Source organism: Sphingobium scionense (assembly GCF_014197035.1).
In the GTDB taxonomy this organism is placed as follows: domain Bacteria; phylum Pseudomonadota; class Alphaproteobacteria; order Sphingomonadales; family Sphingomonadaceae; genus Sphingobium; species Sphingobium scionense.
The window spans coordinates 162,235-182,114 of sequence record NZ_JACIEU010000011.1 but is presented as its reverse complement, the minus strand read 5'-3'; the positions used below and the strand labels follow the sequence as shown (position 1 = coordinate 182,114).

The following is a 19,880-nucleotide window of genomic DNA, read 5'->3' as shown; positions in this document are numbered from 1 at the left end:
TGATCCCATGAACCAGCATAGCCCCATCAAGGGGCGCGGCTCGCTGATCGAACGCGCCACCGAGATTTTCGATTTCCAGGCCGCCCTGCGGGGCCGCGCTGCGCCGGCGGTCGATGTGCCGGCCGATGCACCGCCACCGCCGCCGATGTTCGATCCCGCGCCGCAGGCACCGGCCACGGTCGCGTCCGGCGAGGCGCCGATCTTCCGCGCCCAGGCCTGGACCAGCCCGGCCCAGCCGGTCGATCGCGCCCGGCTGACCGAAGCCGGCTTCCTGGTGCCCGGCGCGCCGGTCACCGCGATGAGCGAGGAGTTCCGCCTGCTCAAGCGCGGGCTGCTGACCCATCTTCAGGACAATCCGCGCGGCAACCGCATCCTCCTCTGTTCGCCCCATAGTGGCGAGGGGAAGACCTTCTGCGCGATCAACCTGGCGCTCAGCCTGGCGGCTGAACAGGATCGCGAAATTTTGCTGGTCGATGCCGATTTCGGCAATCCGGGCATCCCCGAAACGCTGGGCCTGCAGGCCGGGCCGGGGTTGATGGACGCGCTCGCCGATCCGCTGGTCGCGATCGAGGATTGCGTGCTTCGCACCGACATCCCCTCGCTGTCGGTCCTGCCGGCGGGACAGCGCAGCCATGCCGATACCGAATATCTCGCCTCCGCGCGCACCGAAATGCTGCTGCAACGGCTGACCGAGGGGCGGCGCGACCGCATCATCGTGTTCGATTCGCCGCCCTTGCTCGCGGCCTCGCCCGCCGCCGTGCTGGCCAGCCATGTCGCGGTCGCGCTGCTGGTTGTGCGCGCCGACAAGACGTCGGAAAGCGCGCTGCGGGAGGCGGCCGGACTGCTCAAGGGCGGGGCGCAGGTCCAGTTGCTGCTCAACGCCGTTCGCTATACCGGCGGCGCCCGTCGCTTCGGTTCCTATTATGGCAAGGGGGAGGCGGGATGACCGCGCGCGCCCTGATCGCCGGCACCTCGCTGCTGGTGCTTGCCAGTGTCAGCGCCCCGGCGCTTGCGCAAGGCACGTCGGCGTCCACCAGGAAGGTCGACGTCACGCCCTATCTGGGCATCGACCAGGTGGTGATGGTGCCGCTCAAGGGCGACGGCGACGTCGTGACCTATACCAATCTCACCGCCGGGGTGACGATGGAAGTCCAGACCCGCCGGCTCAACGCCGCGGCGGACGTCCAGTATATGCACAGTTTCGGCTGGGGGCACGCGACCGATTCCGACGTGCTGAGTGGGATCGCCAATGCCGGCTACAAGCTGACCCCGGAACTCACCCTGCAGGCCGGCGGAATCGCCTCGCGGGTGCGGACCGATGGCTATTCGGGCGCCGCGGCGATCGACAATCGCTTTACCAGCCAGATCTGGGGCGGCTATATCGGCCCGAGCTTTGCCACGAAGGTCGGCGATCTCGACATCAAGGCCTCCTATCGGCTGGGCTATGCCCGCGTCGATGATGATGTCGATGTGAATGCCCCCGGCGCCGCGATCGCCAATGGTTCTTTTGCACAAAGCTGGTCCCATGACCTCAAAGGCTCCGTCGGTTTCGCGCCAGGCACGATCCTGCCGGTCGGCCTGACCGCCAGCGCCGGCTATAGCCGCGAGGATGCCAGCCAGCTCGATCAGCGGTTCGAGGATGTCTGGGGCCGGGTCGATGCGATCATGCCGGTCTCGCCCACGGTCGCGCTGCTCGGTGGCATCGGCTATGAGGATATCGAGATCAGCCAGCGCGCGCCCTTGCTGGACGAGGATGGCGTGCCGATCATCCGCAACGGCCGCTATGTCACCGACAAGAGTTCGCCGCGCGCGCTTTACTATGATTTCGGCGACCTGATCTGGGATGTGGGCGTGCTGTGGCGGCCCAATCGCCGTACCTCGCTGAAGGCGACGGTGGGCGAACGCTATGGCGGCATGTCCTATCAGGGCCAGTTCACCTGGCAGGGCCGCAACAGCAGCATCGGCATCGCCGTGTTCGACGGCATCGAAAGCTTCGGCCGGATGATCACGGCGGATGCGGCGGCCTTCACCGGCACCAACCTGATCGTGCCGCGCAATCCCTTCACCGGCGATCTCACCGGCTGCGCCTTCTCGCCGACCGGCGGGGGCGAATGCTTCAACGATGCGCTGGCCGGCATCACCGGCGCCAATTTCCGTTATCGTGGCGTCGCCGGGCAATATTCCACCCGGCGCGGCCCCTGGGGCTTTGGCCTGGGCGGCGGCTATTCCAACCGCAAGTTCATCACGCCGACGACCCAGAGCGTGCTGATCAGCGGTACCCGCGACCAGAATTGGTATGGCAATGGCACCGTCACCTATGCGTTCAACGACCGCGATTCCCTAGATACGGCGGTCTACATCAATTATTTCGATGCCAGCGGCGCGCGCGCCGACGTCTTGAACTATGGTGCCTTCACAAGCTATTTCAGGGGCTTGACCAGGAAGCTTACGGCATCGGCCTCGCTTGGGGTCGATGCGGCGAAGGCGGATGATTTTGATACGCTGATCAACGCGATGGGCCAGGTCGGCCTGCGTTACAGCTTTTAAGGAAATTCGGGCTATAACGGCGTTCATGCTACGCCGGTCAGCCGGATGGAGACGACAGATGTACGATCAGTTCTATGGATTGCAGGGCCGCCCGTTCCAGCTGACGCCGGACCCGCATTTCTATTTTGAGAGCACGACGCATCGCAAGGCGCTGTCCTATCTGGGCTATGGCCTGGCGCAGGGCGAGGGCTTCATCGTCATCACCGGTGACATCGGCGCCGGCAAGACGACGCTGGTAGGCCATCTGATGAGCACGATCGATCCGGCGCGCCTGACCGCGACCAAGATCGTGTCGACCCAGGTCGAGGGCGACGACATGCTGCGCCTTGCCGCGCAGAGCTTCGGCCTGGCCACCGACGGCGTCGCCAAGGCGCAGATATTGCGCCAGATCGAGGCCTATCTTCAGGGCCAGGCCCGGGCCGGCCGCCGCTCGCTGCTGATCGTGGACGAGGCGCAGAACCTGCCCGTCTCGGCGATCGAGGAACTGCGCATGCTGTCCAACTTCCAGTTGGGCGGTCAGTCGCTGTTGCAGATATTCCTTCTCGGCCAGCCCGAATTTCGCGACCTCGTCCGCTCGCCCGAGCTGGAGCAGCTGCGCCAGCGCGTGATCGCGACCCATCATCTCGACCCGATGCTGCCGCAGGAGGTGGAACCCTATATCAGCCATCGTCTGACGCTGGTCGGCTGGACCGGCAATCCCTATTTCACCGATGATGCGCTCGACGCCATCTATGCCGCCACCGGCGGCGTGCCGCGCCGCATCAACGCGCTGGTCAGTCGGGTGCTGCTGCTGGGCGCGCTGGAGCAACTGACCGAGATTGACGGTCAGGCGGTCCAGGCAGTGATCGAGGATATGGGCGTGGACGAGGATGTCAGCGCCGAACCGATCGCGCCGTCCGTGCTGGATAGTGCCGGCGAAACCGCGCCGCAACCGATCGCACCGGCCGAACCGGTTGCCGCTGCCCCCGCACCGCAGGCGGTCGCCTGGCAGGCGCCGGCGCAGCCCGATCTCGTATCGCCCGCCGTGCATGAGGAGATCGAGGCGCTGCGTGCCGAGATCGCCGCCCTGCGCGCGATGCAGAACCATGCCTCCTACGCCGCGCCGACGGTCGACCCCGAAGCGCTCAAGGGCTGCTTCGCTCTGGTCGAGGAGCGCCTGTCGGGCCTCGAATTCCGCGTCGAGGAACAGGATGCGGCGCTGCGACGCGTGCTGACCATGCTCGTGGACTGGGTCGAGCGCGACGAGCGCGTCGCCGACCCGGAGCGCAACGCCGCCTGATCGCGCCCGCGCGCGCAACCGGGACAAGATCATGATGCACAATGCCCTGTCCGTCGATGTCGAGGACTGGTTCCAGGTCGGCGCCTTCGAACGGACGATCGACCGGTCCGACTGGGAGGGGCTGACGCATCGCGTCGAGCGTAACACCGATGCGGTGCTGGACCTGTTCGCGCAGGCCGGTGTCACCGCGACCTTCTTTACGCTGGGCTGGGTCGCCGAACGCTATCCCGCGCTGATGCGCCGCATCGCCGATGCCGGGCATGAAGTCGCCAGCCATGGCTATGATCATGCCCGCGTCTTCACCTTTACGCCCGAACAGTTCCGCGCCGACCTGCGCAAGTCCCGCGCGATCCTGGAGGATGCGAGCGGGCAGAAGGTGTCGGGCTATCGCGCGCCCAGCTTCTCGATCGATCCGCGCACGCCCTGGGCGCATCCGATCCTGGCGGAGGAGGGCTATGCCTATTCCAGCAGCGTCGCGCCGATCCGGCATGATCATTATGGCTGGCCGGATTCGCCCCGCTTCGCCTGGAAACCGGTGGCGGGATCGGACCTGCTCGAACTGCCCGTAACGACGGCGAAGCTTGGCCAGCGTACGCTGGCGGCGGGGGGCGGGGGCTTTTTCCGGCTGCTGCCCTATGGCTTTTCGCGCTGGGCGATCCGCCAGGTGAATGGGCAGGCGCAGCGGCCGGCGATCATCTATTTTCACCCCTGGGAAATCGACCCGGAACAGCCGCGCGTCGCCGGCGCGCCGCTGCGCTCGCGGGTGCGCCACTATACCAATCTGTCCGTCATGGCCGCCAAGCTGCGCCGTCTGACGCAGGATTTCGCCTGGACCCGCGTCGACGCGCTGGTCGCGCAGGAAGCGGCGCGAGTCGCATGATCGCGGGTAATAGGGCCGATCTGGCGATCACCACGCTGGACCTTGCCGATCCGGCACAGGCGCAGGCGGCCGATGCCTATGTCCTCGGTCATGGCGCCAGCACGCCGTTCCATCGCCCGGCCTGGCTGATCGCGATCGAGCGGGCGACCGCGAACCGGGCGCTGATGCTCGCAGCGGTCGCGCCCTCGGGCCAGATTTGCGGCCTGCTGCCGCTCCAGCATGTGCGCAGCCGCCTGTTCGGGCAGGCGCTGGTGTCCGCCGCCTTCGCCGTTGATGGCGGCATATTGGCCGATGATCCGGCCGTGATCGCCGCCCTGGCCGCTGCCGCCCAGAACGAGGCGCGGGCGCGCGGCGATGTGCCGGTCGAACTGCGCGGTGGTGTCGCGCCGGGGGAGGGGTGGCGCGTCTGCGCGGGCGAGCATGTCGCCTTCGTCCGCCCGCTCGCCGCCGATGACGAGGCCGAACTGCTCGCCATCCCGCGCAAGCATCGCGCTGAACTGCGCAAGGCGCTGGCCAATCCGGCGCTGACCGTCGATCATGGCCGCTCGTCGGCGCATCTGCGTGACCATTATCGCATCTATGCCGAATGCGTCCGCAACCTCGGCACCCCGGTCTTCCCCGCACGCCTCTTCCGCGAGGTGATCGCCGCCTTTGGCGCGGATGCCGACATCAGCATCGTGCGCGATGGCGATAGTCCGGTCTCGGCCGTGCTGACCCTCTATCATGGCGACCGGGTCATGCCCTTCTGGGGCGGCGGCGGCGCCGATGCCCGGCGGCTGCGCTCCAACGAACTCATGTATTATCGGCTGATGGGCCATGGCCGCGCGCGCGGCGCCGGCCGCTTCGACTTTGGCCGGTCCAAGGTGGGCAGCGGGCAGGCGGCCTGGAAGAAGAGCTTCGGCTTCGAACCGCAGCCGCTCGTCTATCATGACTGGTCGCCCTCCGGTCGCTTGCGCGATGTCAGCCCGACCAGCGCAAAATATCAGCGCCGGATTGAACTGTGGAAGACATTGCCGCTCCCGGTCGCCAATCTTCTGGGGCCGATGATCAGTCGGGGTCTTGGCTGATTACCATATATTCAGCCCTTCGGGCCTATGCCGGTGCCAGGGGTACTGAGGGAATGACCAGATGAATGCGATTGTCGATCTGAGCGTCATCGTCGGAGAGGCGCGCCTGTCCGATCCGGCTGTCGTGGCGGAAGTCGATGCCTGGGTCTGCGCCCAGCCGGGCTCGACGCCCTTTCATCGACCGGCCTGGATCATGGGCGTGGAGGCCGGCACCGGCCAGAAGGCGATCATGCTGGTCGCGCGCACGCCCTCGGGCGAGATCAACGGCGTGCTGCCGCTCACCCATATCCGCTCGGCCCTGTTCGGCAAGGCGTTGGTCGGCAGCGGTTTCGCGGTCGATGGCGGCATCCTCGCGTCCCATCGCAAGGCGATTGCCAAACTTTCCGACGCGGCCTGGTATCAGGCGGAAAAGCTCGGCTGCGACACGCTGGAACTGCGCGGCGGCGAAGCGCCCGGCGGCGCCTCATGGCAGAACAAGGCCGACGCCTATCTCGGTTTCTCGCGCGCGCTTGCCGTCGATGACGAAGCGGAACTGAAGGCGATCCCCAAGCGCCACCGCGCGGAAATCCGCAAGGGCCTTGGCAATGATCTCCAGTTCGAGACCGGCCGCGACCAGCGGCTGCGCGACATCCATTATCGCCTCTATTGCCAGAGCGTCCATAATCTGGGCACGCCGGTCTTCCCGCGCGCGCTGTTCGATGCGATTCTCGACCGGTTCGGGGCGGATGCGGACATCGCCATGGTATCGAAGGATGGCAAGCCGCTGTCGGCGGTCATCAGCCTCTATCATGGCGGCGCCTGCATGCCCTATTGGCATGGCGCCGGGCTGGAGGCGCGGGCAATGCGCTCCAACGAAGTCCTCTATTTCACCCTGATGCGCCAGGCGCGCGAGCGCGGCCTTACCCATTTCGACTTCGGCCGGTCGAAGGTCGGCACCGGCCCCGCCGCCTGGAAGAAGACATGGGGTTTCGAGGGCGATCCGCTCGGCTATCATCTGCGCACCGCGCCGGGCAAGGAGACGCGTGACGTCAATCCGCTCTCGCCCCAATATCGGCGCAAGGTGGAATTGTGGAAGAAGCTGCCGCTGCCTCTCGCCAATCTGATCGGTCCCCATATCGCGCGGGGCCTTGGATGACGGGCGAGCTTCTTTTTCTCTGCCATCGTATCCCGTTCCCGCCCGACCGGGGCGACAAGATCCGGTCCTATCATCTGCTCCAGCGGCTGGCGCAGATGGCGCCGGTCCATGTCGGCTGCTTTGCCGATGATGATCGCGACATGGGCTTTGCCCCCGACATGGCGCAACTGACGGCCAGCCAGTGCGTGCTGATGCGCGACCGTTCGCGCATGGTCGCCGGCCTCACCGGCCTGGCGCGCGGCCAGTCGCTGCTGGTGTCGCTGTTCGATCATCCGGGCCTCCATCGCTGGGTCGCGCAGGTCATGGCCGAACGGCCGATCCGCGCCGTCATTGCCTATTCGGCGCAGATGGCCCATTTCGTGCCCATGCTGCCGGCGGGGGTGCGCTTCCTGATGGATTTCGTCGATTTCGATTCGGCCAAATATGCCGCTTATGGGGCGCAGGGTTCCGGTCCGATGGGCTGGATCAACCGGCGCGAGGGGCGCGTGCTGCTCGATTTCGAGCGCAAGGTCGCGGCCCGCGCCGACATCTGCAGCTTCGTCAGCGAAGCCGAAGCGGCGTTGTTCCGCGACGCCTGCGACCTTGGCGCCGACCGGATCGTCGCGCTCGAAAATGGCGTGGCGCTCGACTATTTCGATCCGGCGGTCGATTTCCCGGCCGTCGAGAAGGGGGCGGGGCCACTGATCGTCTTCACCGGCCAGATGGACTATCGCCCCAATGTCGAGGCTGTCGAGAGTTTCGCGCGCCAGACGCTGCCCGCCATCCAGTCGGCACGCCCCGATGTGCGCTTCGCCATTGTCGGCCGCAACCCGTCGAAGCCGGTGCAGGCGCTCGCCGACCTTCCCGGCGTCGTCGTCACCGGCGGCGTGCCCGACGTGCGCGGCTGGTTGGCCGCTGCCGATCTGGTCGTGGCGCCGCTGCGCATCGCGCGCGGTATCCAGAACAAGGTGCTGGAAGCGATGGCGATGGCCCGCCCGGTCGTCGCCTCGTCGCAGGCGGCCGAAGGCATTGATGCGGTCGATGGCCGCGATTTCCTGGTCGCGGATGACCCGGCGGCCGAAGCCCAGGCGGTCCTGTGGCTGCTCGCCGATCCGGCGCGAGGAACGCAGCTCGGCTTTGCCGCTCGTCGCCGTGTCGAGGCGCGCTATCGCTGGTCGGCGACGCTGGGCGGTCTGCCCGACCTGCTGCTTGGCGCGCCGGGCAAGGCCGATCCGCAGGCGGCATGACCGATCGCGCCCGTCCCCTTGCCGACATGCCGCGCATGGGCCTTGCCGGCTGGCGTGGCCATCTGACCGCGCTGGGTGTGGTCGCGGCTGCCATATTGACGCTCTTCTTCGACGATCTCTATTCGATGGTCTCGATCTGGTGGAACGCTTCCACCTTCGGCCATTGCCTGTTCATCCCGATCCTCATCGCCTGGCTGGTGCAGCAGCGCCTGCCCGGCCTGCGCCAACTGGAGCCGGTCGCCTGGCCGCCGGGCCTGATCTGGCTTGGCCTGGGCGCCTTCGCCTGGCTGCTCGGCGCGGCGGCGGGCGTCGCGATGGTCCGCCATGGCGCCCTGGTCCTGATGCTCCAGGGTGCGGTGATCGCGCTGCTCGGGCCGATGGTGGCGCGCGCGCTGCTCTTCCCGCTCTTCTATGCCTTCTTCATGGTCCCCTTCGGTGAGGAGATCGTGCCGCATCTTCAGCTGGTAACGGCGCATCTGTCGATGATGTTCCTGACGCTGGCCGGCGTGCCCGCCCATATGGAGGGCATCTTCATCACCACCCCGACCGGCTATTTCGAGGTGGCGGAGGCCTGTTCGGGCGCCAAGTTCCTGATCGCCATGACCGCTTATGGCGCGCTGGTCTGCAATGTCTGCTTCCAGAGTTGGCCGCGCCGCATCCTGTTCATGGCCGGAGCGCTCACCTTGTCGGTGCTGGCCAATGGCGTGCGCGCATTCGCCACCATATTGGTCGCCCATCTGACCACGGTCGATGCCGCCGTCGGTTTCGACCATGTCGTCTATGGCTGGGTCTTCTTCGCGATCATCATGATCATCGTGATGGCGACCGCCTGGCCATTCTTCGATCGCAAGCCTGGCGACCCCTGGTTCGATCCCGCCCCGCTGCAGCGCACCGTCCGGCGGCAGGCGCCGGCCGGCATGATGGCGGCCATTGCGCTCGGCATCATCGTCGCCGCGCCGCTCTGGCTGGCGGCCACCGCAGCCACTGCCCGTCCGCTGCCATCGCGCATCGATCTGCCAGTGGTGCCGGGCTGGACCCGCACCAGTGCCGCCCAGACCTATCCCTGGAAACCGCGCTTCGATGGTGCCGATCATTTCATCGCTGGCCGCTACACCAACGCGCACGGACAGGTCGTGGACCTCGTCGTCGCCGCCTTTGACCGGCAGGAGGACAAGCGCGAACTGGTCGGTTTCGGCCAGGGCGCGGTCGATCCCGACAGGGAATGGACCTGGTCCTCGCCCGCACCGGCACCCGCCGACGCGCGCGGCGAGCAGATCACCGGTCCCGGTCCGCTCGTCCGCCATGTCGTCAGCTTCTATGTGGTGGGGCAGGGCGCACCGACCGGCAGCAAGCCGGAGGTGAAGGTGCAGACCATGCTCGCCCGGCTGCTCGGCCGCGATCCGCGCTCGGTCGCGATCCTTGTTTCCGCCGAAGAGCACCCCGGCTATCCCTCCGACACGGCGATCGCCGCCTTTCTGCATGATCTGGGCAATGTGAAGGAATTGGCTGACCGCAGCGCGGGCATAGGCTAGGACCGTAACAATGTGCGGAATTGCGGGCATCTTCCATCTCGAAACGGCCAAGCCGGTCGATCCTGCGCGGGTGCGCGCCATGCTGGACGTGATGCCGCATCGCGGCCCGGACGGCAGCGGTATCTGGACCGCGCCGGGCGTGGGCCTCGGGCATCTGCGCCTGTCGATCATCGATCTTGGCGGCGGCGCCCAGCCGATGCTGACCGAGGATGAAAGCCTCGTTGTCACCTTCAACGGTGAAATCTACAATTTCGCCGAGGTCCGCGCCGAACTGGAGGCAAAGGGCCATGTCTTCCGCACCGACAGCGATACCGAAGTCATCCTGCACGGCTATCGCCAATGGGGCGAGGAATGCGTCAGCCGCTTCAACGGCATGTTCGCCTTCGCCCTGTTTGACGCGCGCGCCCAGTCGCTCTGGCTGGCGCGCGACCGGCTGGGGGTGAAGCCGCTCCATTATGCGCTGCTGTCGGATGGCAGCCTGATCTTCGGATCGGAACTGAAGAGCCTGCTCGCCCATCCGCTGCTTCGCCGCGCGCCGGACCTGAGCGCGGTCGAGGATTATCTCGCCTATGGCTATGTCCCCGACGATGCCTGCATGGTCGCGGGCGTGCGCAAGCTCGGCGCGGGCGAGACGCTGCGCCTGGTGCGCGGCCGCCCGCTGCCCCATCCGCAGCGTTACTGGGACATCAGCTTTGCCGATCGCAGCAAGGCCAGGCCCGAGGCGCTGGAGGAGGAACTGGTCGCGCTGATGCGTCAGGCGGTGCGCTCGCGCATGGTGTCCGACGTGCCGCTCGGCGCCTTCCTGTCCGGCGGCGTCGACAGCAGCAGCGTCGTCGCGCTGATGGCAGAGGCGTCGAACCAGGCGGTCAAGACCTGCACCATCGGCTTCGATGTCGCCAGCCTGGACGAGACCGCCTATGCCGACCGGATCGCCCGGCGCTTCGCCACCGATCATCGCACCCGCATCGTATCACCCGATGATTATGGATTGGCCGACACGCTGGCCTTCCATTTCGACGAACCCTTTGCCGATGCCTCCGCGCTGCCGACCTACCGGGTCTGCGAACTGGCGCGCGAACAGGTGACGGTGGCGCTGTCCGGCGATGGCGCGGACGAGGCGTTCGCCGGCTATCGCCGCCACCGCTTCCAGATGCAGGGGGAAAGGCTGCGCGGCCTGATCCCCGCTTCGGTGCGTGAACCTTTGTTCGGCACGCTCGGCCGCTATTATCCCAAGGCCGACTGGGCGCCGCGCGCGCTGCGCGCCAAGTCGACCTTCCTGGAACTGGCCGGCGACGGTGGCGAGGCTTATGCCGCCTCGGTCGGGGTGACGCCCCATGCGCTGCGCCAGCGATTGTTCAGCCAGGACATGAAGAGCCGGCTGGGTGCCTATCGCGCGGAGGATCGCTATATCAAGGCGATGGCCGATGCCCCGGCGCGCGACCCGCTCGATCGCGCCCAATATGCCGATATCCGCATCTGGTTGCCTGGCGACATCCTGACCAAGAGCGACCGGATGAGCATGGCCGTCGGTCTGGAGGCGCGCGAGCCGCTGCTCGACCATCGGCTGGTCGAATTTGCCGCGCGCCTGCCGGTCGCCCAGCGCATTCGCGGCAATAGCGGCAAATATCTCATGAAGAAGGCGATGGAACCCTTCCTGCCGCAGGATATTCTCTACCGTCAGAAAATGGGCTTCGTTACGCCGATCAGCGCCTGGTTCCGTGGCGCGCTGGCGGGCGAGGCGACGGCGGTCGCGGGCGGCTCCGCGCTCGCCCGCACCGGCTGGTTCGACACGAAGATGCTGGCCAAGGTCGCGGCCGACCACAAGGCCGGCGTTTCCGACCATGGGCGCCTGCTATGGCAAATGGTGATGCTCGACAAGGCGCTCGGCCGGCTGTTCGGCGCGTGATCCCCTTGCAACCGGCCCAACCCGGTGCCAACGGGGCAGAATAATGATCATGCACAGCGCCTCATTGACCGTCTCGAAGGAAATTGTGCGGCTGCGCCTCTATGCGCTGTGCCTGGCGGGCGACATGGCAGGGCTGTTCATCGCCTTCCTTGCGGCCAACTGGTTGGTGGTAGGCGCGTTCTGGGGCGAGCCGGGCAAGCCCCATGGCCTGGTGATGTTCGCCATGGTCGCGCCGCTCTATGCGATCCTCGCGGTGCAGGGCGGGGCCTATGGCATCAACACGCTGGACCGGGTGCGACGCGGCATCTTCCGCGCGCTGCTCGCGTTGGCGCAAGCCGCGCTGCTGATGTTGCTGATCGTCTATCTGGGCAAGATCGCCGAACAGCTGTCCCGTCTGACCTTCCTGACCGGCCTGCTGCTCGGCGCGGCCACGCTGGCGCTGGTGCGCCTGGCGGTCGCGCGCCTCGCCGTCCGGGTGCTTGGCGATGTGCCGCATCTGACCGCGGTCATCATGGACGGGGTAGAGATCGCAACCGAGACCGGCGCCCATATGGATGTGATCCAGGCCGACTCTGCCAATCTCCATCCCGAACGCCATGATGCCGACATGGCTGCGCGCCTCGCCGCTGCCGTTGGCATGGCGGAACGGGTGATCGTCGCCTGTCCGCTCGAACGGATGGACGACTGGTCGGCCGCGCTCAAGTCGCTGTCGGCGCGGGGCGAAATCGTCGTCCCCGAACTGCTGCGCTTCGCGCCTGCGCGGGTCGACGAATTCGACGGCCAGCCCACGATCATCGTCGCCGGCGGCCCGCTGCAATTCCGCGATCGCCTGATCAAGCGGCTGTTCGACATCATCGTCGCCACCATCGCGACCATCGCCCTCTCGCCGATCCTGATCGGCGCTGCGCTGGCGGTGAAGCTGACCAGTCCCGGCCCGATCCTCTTCCGTCAGCCGCGCATCGGCAAGGACGCGCGACCCTTCTCCATCTACAAGTTTCGCTCGATGCGGACCGAGGTAAGCGACCACAAGGCCGCGACGCTGACGAAGCGCGACGATGATCGCGTCACCCGCGTCGGTGCCTTCCTGCGCAAGACCAGTATCGATGAACTGCCCCAGCTCTTCAACGTGCTGAACGGCGACATGAGCATCGTCGGCCCGCGGCCCCATGCCGCCGCAGCCAAGGCGGGCGACAGCCTTTATTGGGAGGTCGATGCCCGCTATTGGGAACGCCATTGCATCAAGCCTGGCATGACCGGCCTGGCCCAGGTGCGGGGACATCGCGGCGCCACCGATCATCATCAGGATCTGATCGACCGGCTGGGTTCCGACCTTGAATATGTCAGCGACTGGTCGATCTGGCGCGACCTGCGGATCATTGTCGCGACACTCGGCGTGCTGGTCCATCACAAGGCCTATTGACCGTGACCAACCTGCTGCTTGCCCTGGTCCTGCTGGCCTCGCTAATTGCCGTCGCCTGGCCCTTCCTCTTCTACCCGCTGATCCTGCGCCTGTTGCCGACCCGTGCGGAAACGCCGGTCGTTGGCCCGGTGCCCAGCGCCTCGCTGCTCTTCTGTGCCTATAATGAGGCGGCGGCGATGCCGGAAAAGCTTGCCAATCTGGCGATGCTGAAGGCGCGCCATCCGACGCTGGAAATTCTCGCCTTCGACGATGGATCGTCCGATGATACCGCCGCGCTGATCGCGGCGCAGGGCGATCTGGTCACGCTGCTGCGCGGGCCGGGGCGCAGCGGCAAGGCGCATGGCATGAAATTGCTCGCCGCCCGCGCGCGCGGCGACATACTGATCTTCACCGACGCCAATGTGCTGCTCGATCCTGACGCAATCGACAATCTGCTCGCCCGCTATGCCGATCCTGCCGTCGGCGGCGTCCTCGGCTCGCTCCATTATCTGGGCGAGGGGGACAGTGCGACCGCCGCCGTCGGCTCGCTCTACTGGCGGATCGAGGAAAGGCTGAAGGACGAGGAATCGCGCACCGGCAATGTGCTGGGGGCCGATGGCTCGATCTTCTCCATCCGTCGCAGCCTCTATCCCGAATTTCCCGATAGCGTGCTGGATGACCTTACCGTCTCCATGGCGGTGGTCTTTGCCGGCAAGCGACTGGTGAAGGCGAAGGATGTGATCGCGCGTGAACGGCTGGTGACGGGGCGCAAGGACGAATATCGGCGCAAGGTGCGGATCGCCGCCCGCGCCTGGCACACGCACCGCCATTTGCGCCCGCAACTGCGCCGCATGGCCGCGATCGACCGGTTCAAATATGCCTCGCGCAAGATCGTCCGCTGGTTCGGTGGCCTGTTCATCCTGACCGGCGCGATCGCCGCCGGGGTGCTGGCGCTGCGCCTGTCGCCGATGCTCTACATGACCGGCGCGATCGGCATTGCGCTGCTCGCCTGGATCGGCCTGCGGTCGCGCGGTGGGCCTCTGGCGGCGCTGGTCGACATACTGATCGCCTATGCCGCGACCTTGCAGGGCGTGCTCAAGGCGATGAGCGGCCGCACTGTCACGACATGGAATCCTGCCAAGTCACGCTGATCCCCCTCGCCAAAGCCGCGCCATATTGTATAGGCCGGAAGCTGATACCGAGCGGAGAATGGCGTGATTACTGTCCAGCGGGTGGCCAAGGCCGCCGGCAAGCATCTGACCAAATTGGGTCTCGACCTGCGCAAGGCACTGGGGGCTTCCGCCAATCGCGGCTGCCCGGCCTGCGGCATGACGGTCGTCGGCTTCTTCCGCTATGGCGACAATGGCGAATGGGGCTGCCCCAATTGCAACGCCTCGCCGCGCGAGCGGCTGATGAACTATTTGCTCATGAAGGGCGTGCTGACCGTGCCGACCGACGGCGCAATCCTGCACATGGCCCCCAATGAGGGGAGCCTGGTCAAGCGCTTCTCGGCGGCGGCCGACTATGTCCCGGCCGATCTCGACCCCGCGCGCTATACCGTGCCCGGCATGCACCAGGTCGACCTGATGGCACTGTCCGACAGCGATCGCTACGACCTCTTCTACGCCAGCCATGTGATGGAGCATGTGCCCGACGACATGGCCGTGCTGCGCAATATCCTGCGTGCCCTCAAGCCGGGCGGCGAAGCCTGGCTGATCGTGCCGCTGTGGGACAAGCCGACCGAGGATGGCAGTTTCGACATCCCTCCGCGCGAGCGTGAACGCCGCTTCGGCCAATGGGACCATGTCCGCCAGTACGGTCTCGACTTTGCCGATCGCATCCGCGCCGCCGGTTTCGAGTTGGAGGAAATTGACGCGCGCGACATCGACGCCGACACGCGCCATTTCTATGCGCTCGATGATCGGCTGTTCCGCGCGCGCAAACCGCTGGGAACAGCGACGCAGTGAGCATGCTTGCGCGGATGGAGGCATCCGCCCGCATCCTCGCGCTGGTCAAGCTCGCCAATGTCGGGCTGGTGATGATCTGGGGCTTCGCCGTCACCTTCGTCTTCGTGCGGGTGCTGCCGCTGGCGGAGTTCCAGGCATTCCTGCTGCTGGTCGCCTTCGGCAATTTCACCATTTCGGCGGAGTTCGGCCTCACCAGCATCATCTATGCGCGCCTGCGCCGCTTCTGGCTGGGCAGTGATGAGGAGGCGGCCGATGGCGGCTTCCGGCTGGAGGAAATGGGCGTGCTCTTCCTCTTCCTGGGGCTGCTGATTGCCGGCGCGGTCGTCCTCCTGCTCGGCGCGCTGGCGCTGGGCGGGCTGCATACTGCCATGCCGATGCTGTTCCTGCTCTTTTTCCTGACCGCCTGCCTCAACCTGCCGGCTTTGCTCGCCAAGCGGGCGCTGGCGGCGATTGACGGCAATTTTCTGTGGGAAGGGCTGGATTGCGCCCGCCGCGTGGTGACGATCGGCCTGCTGGCGGCAATCCTGTTCGGGCTCGATCCGCGTCTGTCGGTCGCGCTGCAACTGGCGATCAGCGTTCTGGTGATCGGCTATGCCATCGTCCATGTCCATCGCCGCCTCGGCATGCGCCGCAGCCACTGGTTCGCCTTCCGTGTCGGCGGCGGCCATGTGCGCCGCCATTATCTGCGCGACATCGGCGCGTCGGCTGCCTTCACCGTCTCCGACATCATCGCCTATAACGCGCCCTATTTCACCATCGCCATCGCCACCAGCGATGCCCGGCCGATGCTGCTCTTCGACTTCTTCTTCAAGATGTCGCGCTCGCTCTCGATGCTGGTGCGCGCCATGGTGGAGGCGGCCTTGCCGCGCATCACCCGCGCCTATCATGCCGGCGAAGGTGCGCGGGTGCGCCAGCTCCTGACCCGCGCGCTCGGCGCCGCGCTCTTCTTCGCGCTCGCCGGTTCGGCGCTGCTGATTCTGGTCGGCTGCTGGCTGTTCGACAAGCTGTTCGACGGCCGCGCCGCGATCGACCAGGCCGACCTTGGCCTTACCGCTCTGGCGCTGGTCGCGCTCTCGGTCGTCTGCGTCTCGGTCTATGTCCAGGCTGCGCTCGGCCGCTTTGCCCATCTGCTCCAGCGCTCGCTGCCCTTCCTTGCCGGATCATTGCTCAGCGTGCCGCTCGCCGGCGCGCTCTGGCCCGATCGCTTCGATCTCGGCTTCCTTGGCCTCTATGCCCTGACCCTGATGCTGGCCGCCGGCCTCCATCTCGTCTCGCTGCGCCGGCTGGTGCGCGCATGAAGATTGCCATGCTCGATCCCTCGCTCTTCACCGGGCGCTATGATGACGGGCTATGCGCCGGTCTGGCACAGGCGGGCGCGGACGTCACCCTGCTCGGCCGGCCGATGCGCGCCACCGATGCGATCGTGCCGCAGGGTTATAGCTACGCCCCGCGCTTCTTCCGCCACAGCGAGGCCCTGCGCGATCGGCTGGGGGAGGGGGGCGCCTTCCGCCTCGCCAAGGCGGCCGAATATGGCCTGACCTGCGCGCTCGGCAATCTCGATACGATGACCGGCGCGGACGTGACCCATGTCCAGTGGCTGCCTCTGGCACCGGCGGACAGGCTGATGCTCGATCGGCTCAAGGGGTGCACCGCGCTCGTCCATACCGTCCATAATGCCGATGCCTATCATGCCGACAGCGGCCTGCAGGGGCGCGGCTATCGCGGCCTGCTCGATCGGTTCGATGCGCTGATCGTCCATGGCGACACGACACGCGCGGCGCTGGTCGGACAGGGCGTCGATCCCACCCGTATCCATGTGACGCCGCATCCGCCGATGCGCCTTGCGCCCGCCACCCCGGCGGACCTTGCCGCCATCCCCGAACCCGCTGCGCCCCGCATCCTCTTCTTCGGCACCATCCGCCCATATAAGGGCGTCGACCTGCTCGTGGAGGCCTGCCTGTCGCTCTGGCGCGCGGGCCATCACTTCGAACTGGTGCTGGCCGGCAAGCCCTTCATGGATGTCGCGCCGATCCTTGATCCGGTCCATGCCGCCGGCTTCGGCGACCGTCTCGTCACCGATTTCGGCTTCCTCACCGAACCCCGGCTCGACGCGCACATGGCGAAAGCCGACCTGATGGCCTTTCCCTATCGCCATATCGATTCGAGCGGTGCCTTCCTGTCGGCGTTGCACCATGGCAAGGCGATGGTCACCTCCGACGCCGGCATGTTCGGCACCCTGCCGGACGGCATCACCACGCGGGTTCCGGCCGGAAATGCGGTGGCGCTCGCCCAAGCCCTCTTGCCGCTGATCGAAAGCGCGGCCATCAGGCAGGCAGCGGGTGCGCGGGCGCGCGCCTATGGAGATACTATGGGCAATTGGAAGGACATGGCCTTGGCGACGATCGATATTTACCGCCAGGTGCTGCGCGCATGAGCCGCTATGTCCGCGAATTGTCCGACCGTGCACTGGCCCTGCGCCTGGCGCTGGCCGGCCGCGTCCATCAATATCCCGAGATCCAGGCGCTCAAGCGCTTCCTGTCCGCCTTCGCGATCGACTGCCTGTTCGACGTCGGCGCCAATCGCGGCCAATATGCGACCATGGCACGCAAGGATGCGGGCTTTGCCGGCACCATCCTCTCCTTCGAGCCGAACCCGGACGTTTTCGCCGAATTGAGCAAGGCCGCCGCGTCCGACCGCAAATGGCATGTCTTCAACATGGCCCTGTCCGATTTCGACGGCACCGCCAGCTTCAACATCATGGCCGCCGACCAGTTCAGTTCGCTGAAGGCTCCCTCGGGCGCGCAGGACGCGATCTTCGCCGATCGCAACAAGGTGACGAAGACGGTGGAGATGCAGTGCCGCCGGCTCGACAGCCTGCTGCCCGAACTGCGCGCCGCCCATGGCTTCGCCCGGCCCTTCCTCAAGATGGACACGCAGGGCCATGACCTGTCGGTCTGCGAAGGGGCGGGCGCGGTCATCGCCGACATGGCCGGCATCCAGACGGAACTGGGCGTGCGTCCCATTTATGAAGGCGGCACCGGCTATCGTGCGATGATCGACTGGCTGGAGGCGCGCGCCTTCGTCCCTTCCGCCTTCTTCGCCAACAACAAGGGCCATTTCCCGCTGCTCGTTGAAATGGACGGCATCTTCGTCAACAGGGCATTGCTGGAAAGCTGATGCCGGGGGGAATGCCCTTCGTCAGCGCGCGGCGCCTGTTCCTCGCCGGGGCGATCGGTCTCGCCCTGTGGCTGGGCGCGACCTTCCTGTGGCATGTGACCTGGCGTCAGGGTGTCAGCCTCGCCGTCATCCTGTTCCTGGATCAGGATTTTCCGGCGCTGATGATCGGCCTGTTCCTGCTGGCGCTGGCTGCCCCCTTTGCGGAAGGGATGGGCTTTCGCCTGCCGCAACCGCGCGCACGGATCATCGTGCCGATCATCGTCCTGCTGGGGCTGGCCGCCTGGGCGGGCCATTATGCCCTGTTCCAGGATTATTCGGTTTCCCGCGATGAAGAGGTCGCGCGCTTCGCCGCCGCCTATATGCGCGAAGGCCTGTTCGCCCGTCCGATCCCGATCGAATGGGAACCCTATCGCCGGGCGATCATGCCCGAATTTTTCTCGCCCTTCGGCGCCGCCGACTATTGGACCGCAGCCTATCTGCCGGTGAACAGCGCGATCCAGGCCTTGTTCTGGCAGATGGGCGACCCCAATCTCGCTGGCCCGGTATTGCTGGTGCTCGGCCTCTTCTCGCTATGGCGGGTGGCGCTCCATCTCTTCCCTGACAGGCCCGATGCCGTCTGGGTGACGATGCTGCTCGGCCTGTCCTCGGCCCAGCTCTGGGTCACGGCGATGACCCCCTATGCGATGACCGGCCATTTCGCATTGAACATGGTCTGGCTGGCATTGGTGCTGCGCGGCGGCATTGCGGGGCATCTGTCGGCCGGCGTGGTCGCGCTGATCGCGGCGGGCCTGCATCAATGGCATTTCCCGCCCATCTTCATTGCCCCCTTCATCCTCTGGATGCTGCTGGCCCGGCGCTGGACCGTGGCCGCCTTCCACGCGCTGACCCTGGTGGCGATCGTCATCGTCTGGGCCAAGATCTGGCCCGGCTTCCTGCTCCACGCACTGGGCGCGCCGACCGATGTGCGCCCCTCCGCCGGCGTCGCCGACAAGGTCGGCAGCCTGTTCCAGCGCCTGGGCGACCGCTGGCAGCCGCTGGTCAATCTCAGCCGCTACGCCGCCTGGAACAACATCCTGATGGTGCCGCTCGCGGGCCTTGGCGTGCTGGCGATGCGCTGGCGCGATGCGATCCGCGGGCGTGAGATCGCCCTGCCGCTGGCGCTGGGATGCATCGCCGGCTGCGTGCTGGCGCTGGCGCAGGGCTATGGCTGGGGCTTCCGTTATGCCCATGGCTTCATCGGTCCCTTCTGCCTGCTCGGCGGCCTTGGCTGGGCGCGCTTCCGGCCACAGGGCGCGATGCGGCCGATCTTCATCGGCTTCGTGGTGACGCTGCTGGCCGCAGGCTTCCTGGTCTGGCGCACCCATGTGTTCGTCGAACCCTATGCTGCCAGCCATCGCATGATCGACGCCTCGCGCGCCGATGTCGTGCTGGTCGATCCGCGCGGCGGCCTTTACGTCACCGATCTGGTGCGCGGCCGCAACGGCGTGCCGGGCAAGCCGATGGTGATGAACCTTGGCATGCTGACGCTCGATCAGGTGGATGAACTGTGCAAGACCTATGTGGTCGAACTGTTCGACCGCGCCGAATTCCGTCCGCTCGGCGTGCCGCTGGCGCGCTGGAACCTGGGACGCATGGACACGCTGCGCGCCCATATGAAGCTGGCCGGTTGCGATCGCCCGGTCCAGCCGCCATTGCCCGAGACGATCGACGACGCGATGAACGCCGCCGATAACGCGATGTGACGCTGGCGGTCATTATCGAGCAC

At 66.6% G+C, this 19,880-nt stretch carries 16 protein-coding genes; all 16 read left to right on the top strand.

The window, feature by feature from the left end:
- Window positions 1-7: 7 nt before the first annotated feature.
- The 16 genes from GGQ90_RS14910 to GGQ90_RS14835 all read left to right on the top strand — a co-directional run bounded on the left by GGQ90_RS14910 (window position 8) and on the right by GGQ90_RS14835 (window position 19,857).
- Window positions 8-946, top strand: a complete 939-nt coding sequence (locus GGQ90_RS14910; RefSeq protein WP_188082864.1) for an AAA family ATPase — start codon at window positions 8-10, stop codon at window positions 944-946.
- Window positions 943-2,547 carry a TonB-dependent receptor gene (locus GGQ90_RS14905; protein WP_188082863.1) on the top strand — a complete coding sequence of 535 codons (1,605 nt, stop codon included), beginning with the start codon at window positions 943-945 and terminating at the stop codon, window positions 2,545-2,547. Before GGQ90_RS14910 ends, GGQ90_RS14905 begins: the two co-directional genes overlap by 4 nt.
- A gap of 58 nt (window positions 2,548-2,605) precedes the next feature.
- Entirely contained in the window at window positions 2,606-3,826 is a 1,221-nt protein-coding gene (locus tag GGQ90_RS14900) for an XrtA/PEP-CTERM system-associated ATPase (RefSeq protein WP_188082862.1), read from the top strand.
- 31 nt (window positions 3,827-3,857) lie between these two features.
- Window positions 3,858-4,706: an XrtA system polysaccharide deacetylase gene (locus GGQ90_RS14895; protein WP_188082861.1), complete on the top strand. Its 849-nt coding sequence runs from the start codon at window positions 3,858-3,860 to the stop codon at window positions 4,704-4,706.
- Window positions 4,703-5,773 (top strand): FemAB family XrtA/PEP-CTERM system-associated protein, encoded by a 1,071-nt coding sequence (locus GGQ90_RS14890; protein WP_188082860.1) that lies wholly within the window; start codon window positions 4,703-4,705, stop codon window positions 5,771-5,773. Before GGQ90_RS14895 ends, GGQ90_RS14890 begins: the two co-directional genes overlap by 4 nt.
- A gap of 61 nt (window positions 5,774-5,834) precedes the next feature.
- On the top strand, window positions 5,835-6,908 hold the full coding sequence (locus tag GGQ90_RS14885; RefSeq protein ID WP_188082859.1) for a FemAB family XrtA/PEP-CTERM system-associated protein: 1,074 nt from the start codon (window positions 5,835-5,837) through the stop codon (window positions 6,906-6,908).
- Complete coding sequence (locus GGQ90_RS14880) at window positions 6,905-8,134, top strand: TIGR03087 family PEP-CTERM/XrtA system glycosyltransferase (protein WP_188082858.1); 1,230 nt, start codon at window positions 6,905-6,907, stop codon at window positions 8,132-8,134. The genes GGQ90_RS14885 and GGQ90_RS14880 overlap by 4 nt, the downstream gene beginning before the upstream one ends.
- Window positions 8,131-9,666, top strand: a complete 1,536-nt coding sequence (gene xrtA, locus GGQ90_RS14875; RefSeq protein ID WP_188082857.1) for an exosortase A — start codon at window positions 8,131-8,133, stop codon at window positions 9,664-9,666. The genes GGQ90_RS14880 and xrtA overlap by 4 nt, the downstream gene beginning before the upstream one ends.
- Before the next feature lie 10 nt (window positions 9,667-9,676).
- Window positions 9,677-11,572: an XrtA/PEP-CTERM system amidotransferase gene (locus GGQ90_RS14870; protein WP_188082856.1), complete on the top strand. Its 1,896-nt coding sequence runs from the start codon at window positions 9,677-9,679 to the stop codon at window positions 11,570-11,572.
- A gap of 43 nt (window positions 11,573-11,615) precedes the next feature.
- Window positions 11,616-12,992: an exopolysaccharide biosynthesis polyprenyl glycosylphosphotransferase gene (locus GGQ90_RS14865; RefSeq protein ID WP_188082855.1), complete on the top strand. Its 1,377-nt coding sequence runs from the start codon at window positions 11,616-11,618 to the stop codon at window positions 12,990-12,992.
- A 2-nt stretch (window positions 12,993-12,994) separates the two neighbouring features.
- Window positions 12,995-14,122 carry a glycosyltransferase gene (locus GGQ90_RS14860; RefSeq protein WP_188082854.1) on the top strand — a complete coding sequence of 376 codons (1,128 nt, stop codon included), beginning with the start codon at window positions 12,995-12,997 and terminating at the stop codon, window positions 14,120-14,122.
- Between the two features lie 63 nt (window positions 14,123-14,185).
- Window positions 14,186-14,938, top strand: coding sequence for a methyltransferase domain-containing protein (locus GGQ90_RS14855; protein WP_188082853.1), 753 nt, complete (start codon window positions 14,186-14,188; stop codon window positions 14,936-14,938).
- Between the two features lie 14 nt (window positions 14,939-14,952).
- Complete coding sequence (locus tag GGQ90_RS14850; RefSeq protein ID WP_188082892.1) at window positions 14,953-16,236, top strand: hypothetical protein; 1,284 nt, start codon at window positions 14,953-14,955, stop codon at window positions 16,234-16,236.
- Window positions 16,233-17,372 (top strand): glycosyltransferase family 4 protein, encoded by a 1,140-nt coding sequence (locus tag GGQ90_RS14845; protein ID WP_188082852.1) that lies wholly within the window; start codon window positions 16,233-16,235, stop codon window positions 17,370-17,372. Before GGQ90_RS14850 ends, GGQ90_RS14845 begins: the two co-directional genes overlap by 4 nt.
- A complete protein-coding gene (locus GGQ90_RS14840; protein ID WP_188082851.1) occupies window positions 17,369-18,115 on the top strand; it encodes an FkbM family methyltransferase in 747 nt (248 codons plus the stop codon). The genes GGQ90_RS14845 and GGQ90_RS14840 overlap by 4 nt, the downstream gene beginning before the upstream one ends.
- Entirely contained in the window at window positions 18,115-19,857 is a 1,743-nt protein-coding gene (locus GGQ90_RS14835) for an MFS transporter (protein WP_188082850.1), read from the top strand. Before GGQ90_RS14840 ends, GGQ90_RS14835 begins: the two co-directional genes overlap by 1 nt.
- Window positions 19,858-19,880 lie beyond the last annotated feature (23 nt).

What these genes read in the sequence shown, in the direction of transcription:
- GGQ90_RS14910 (WP_188082864.1), top strand. Translation starts at nt 8, where the DNA reads ATGAACCAGCATAGCCCCATCAAGGGGCGCGGCTCGCTGATCGAACGC.
- GGQ90_RS14905 (WP_188082863.1), top strand. Translation starts at nt 943, where the DNA reads ATGACCGCGCGCGCCCTGATCGCCGGCACCTCGCTGCTGGTGCTTGCC.
- GGQ90_RS14900 (WP_188082862.1), top strand. Translation starts at nt 2,606, where the DNA reads ATGTACGATCAGTTCTATGGATTGCAGGGCCGCCCGTTCCAGCTGACG.
- GGQ90_RS14895 (WP_188082861.1), top strand. Translation starts at nt 3,858, where the DNA reads ATGATGCACAATGCCCTGTCCGTCGATGTCGAGGACTGGTTCCAGGTC.
- GGQ90_RS14890 (WP_188082860.1), top strand. Translation starts at nt 4,703, where the DNA reads ATGATCGCGGGTAATAGGGCCGATCTGGCGATCACCACGCTGGACCTT.
- GGQ90_RS14885 (WP_188082859.1), top strand. Translation starts at nt 5,835, where the DNA reads ATGAATGCGATTGTCGATCTGAGCGTCATCGTCGGAGAGGCGCGCCTG.
- GGQ90_RS14880 (WP_188082858.1), top strand. Translation starts at nt 6,905, where the DNA reads ATGACGGGCGAGCTTCTTTTTCTCTGCCATCGTATCCCGTTCCCGCCC.
- xrtA (WP_188082857.1), top strand. Translation starts at nt 8,131, where the DNA reads ATGACCGATCGCGCCCGTCCCCTTGCCGACATGCCGCGCATGGGCCTT.
- GGQ90_RS14870 (WP_188082856.1), top strand. Translation starts at nt 9,677, where the DNA reads ATGTGCGGAATTGCGGGCATCTTCCATCTCGAAACGGCCAAGCCGGTC.
- GGQ90_RS14865 (WP_188082855.1), top strand. Translation starts at nt 11,616, where the DNA reads ATGATCATGCACAGCGCCTCATTGACCGTCTCGAAGGAAATTGTGCGG.
- GGQ90_RS14850 (WP_188082892.1), top strand. Translation starts at nt 14,953, where the DNA reads ATGGAGGCATCCGCCCGCATCCTCGCGCTGGTCAAGCTCGCCAATGTC.
- GGQ90_RS14845 (WP_188082852.1), top strand. Translation starts at nt 16,233, where the DNA reads ATGAAGATTGCCATGCTCGATCCCTCGCTCTTCACCGGGCGCTATGAT.
- GGQ90_RS14840 (WP_188082851.1), top strand. Translation starts at nt 17,369, where the DNA reads ATGAGCCGCTATGTCCGCGAATTGTCCGACCGTGCACTGGCCCTGCGC.
- GGQ90_RS14835 (WP_188082850.1), top strand. Translation starts at nt 18,115, where the DNA reads ATGCCGGGGGGAATGCCCTTCGTCAGCGCGCGGCGCCTGTTCCTCGCC.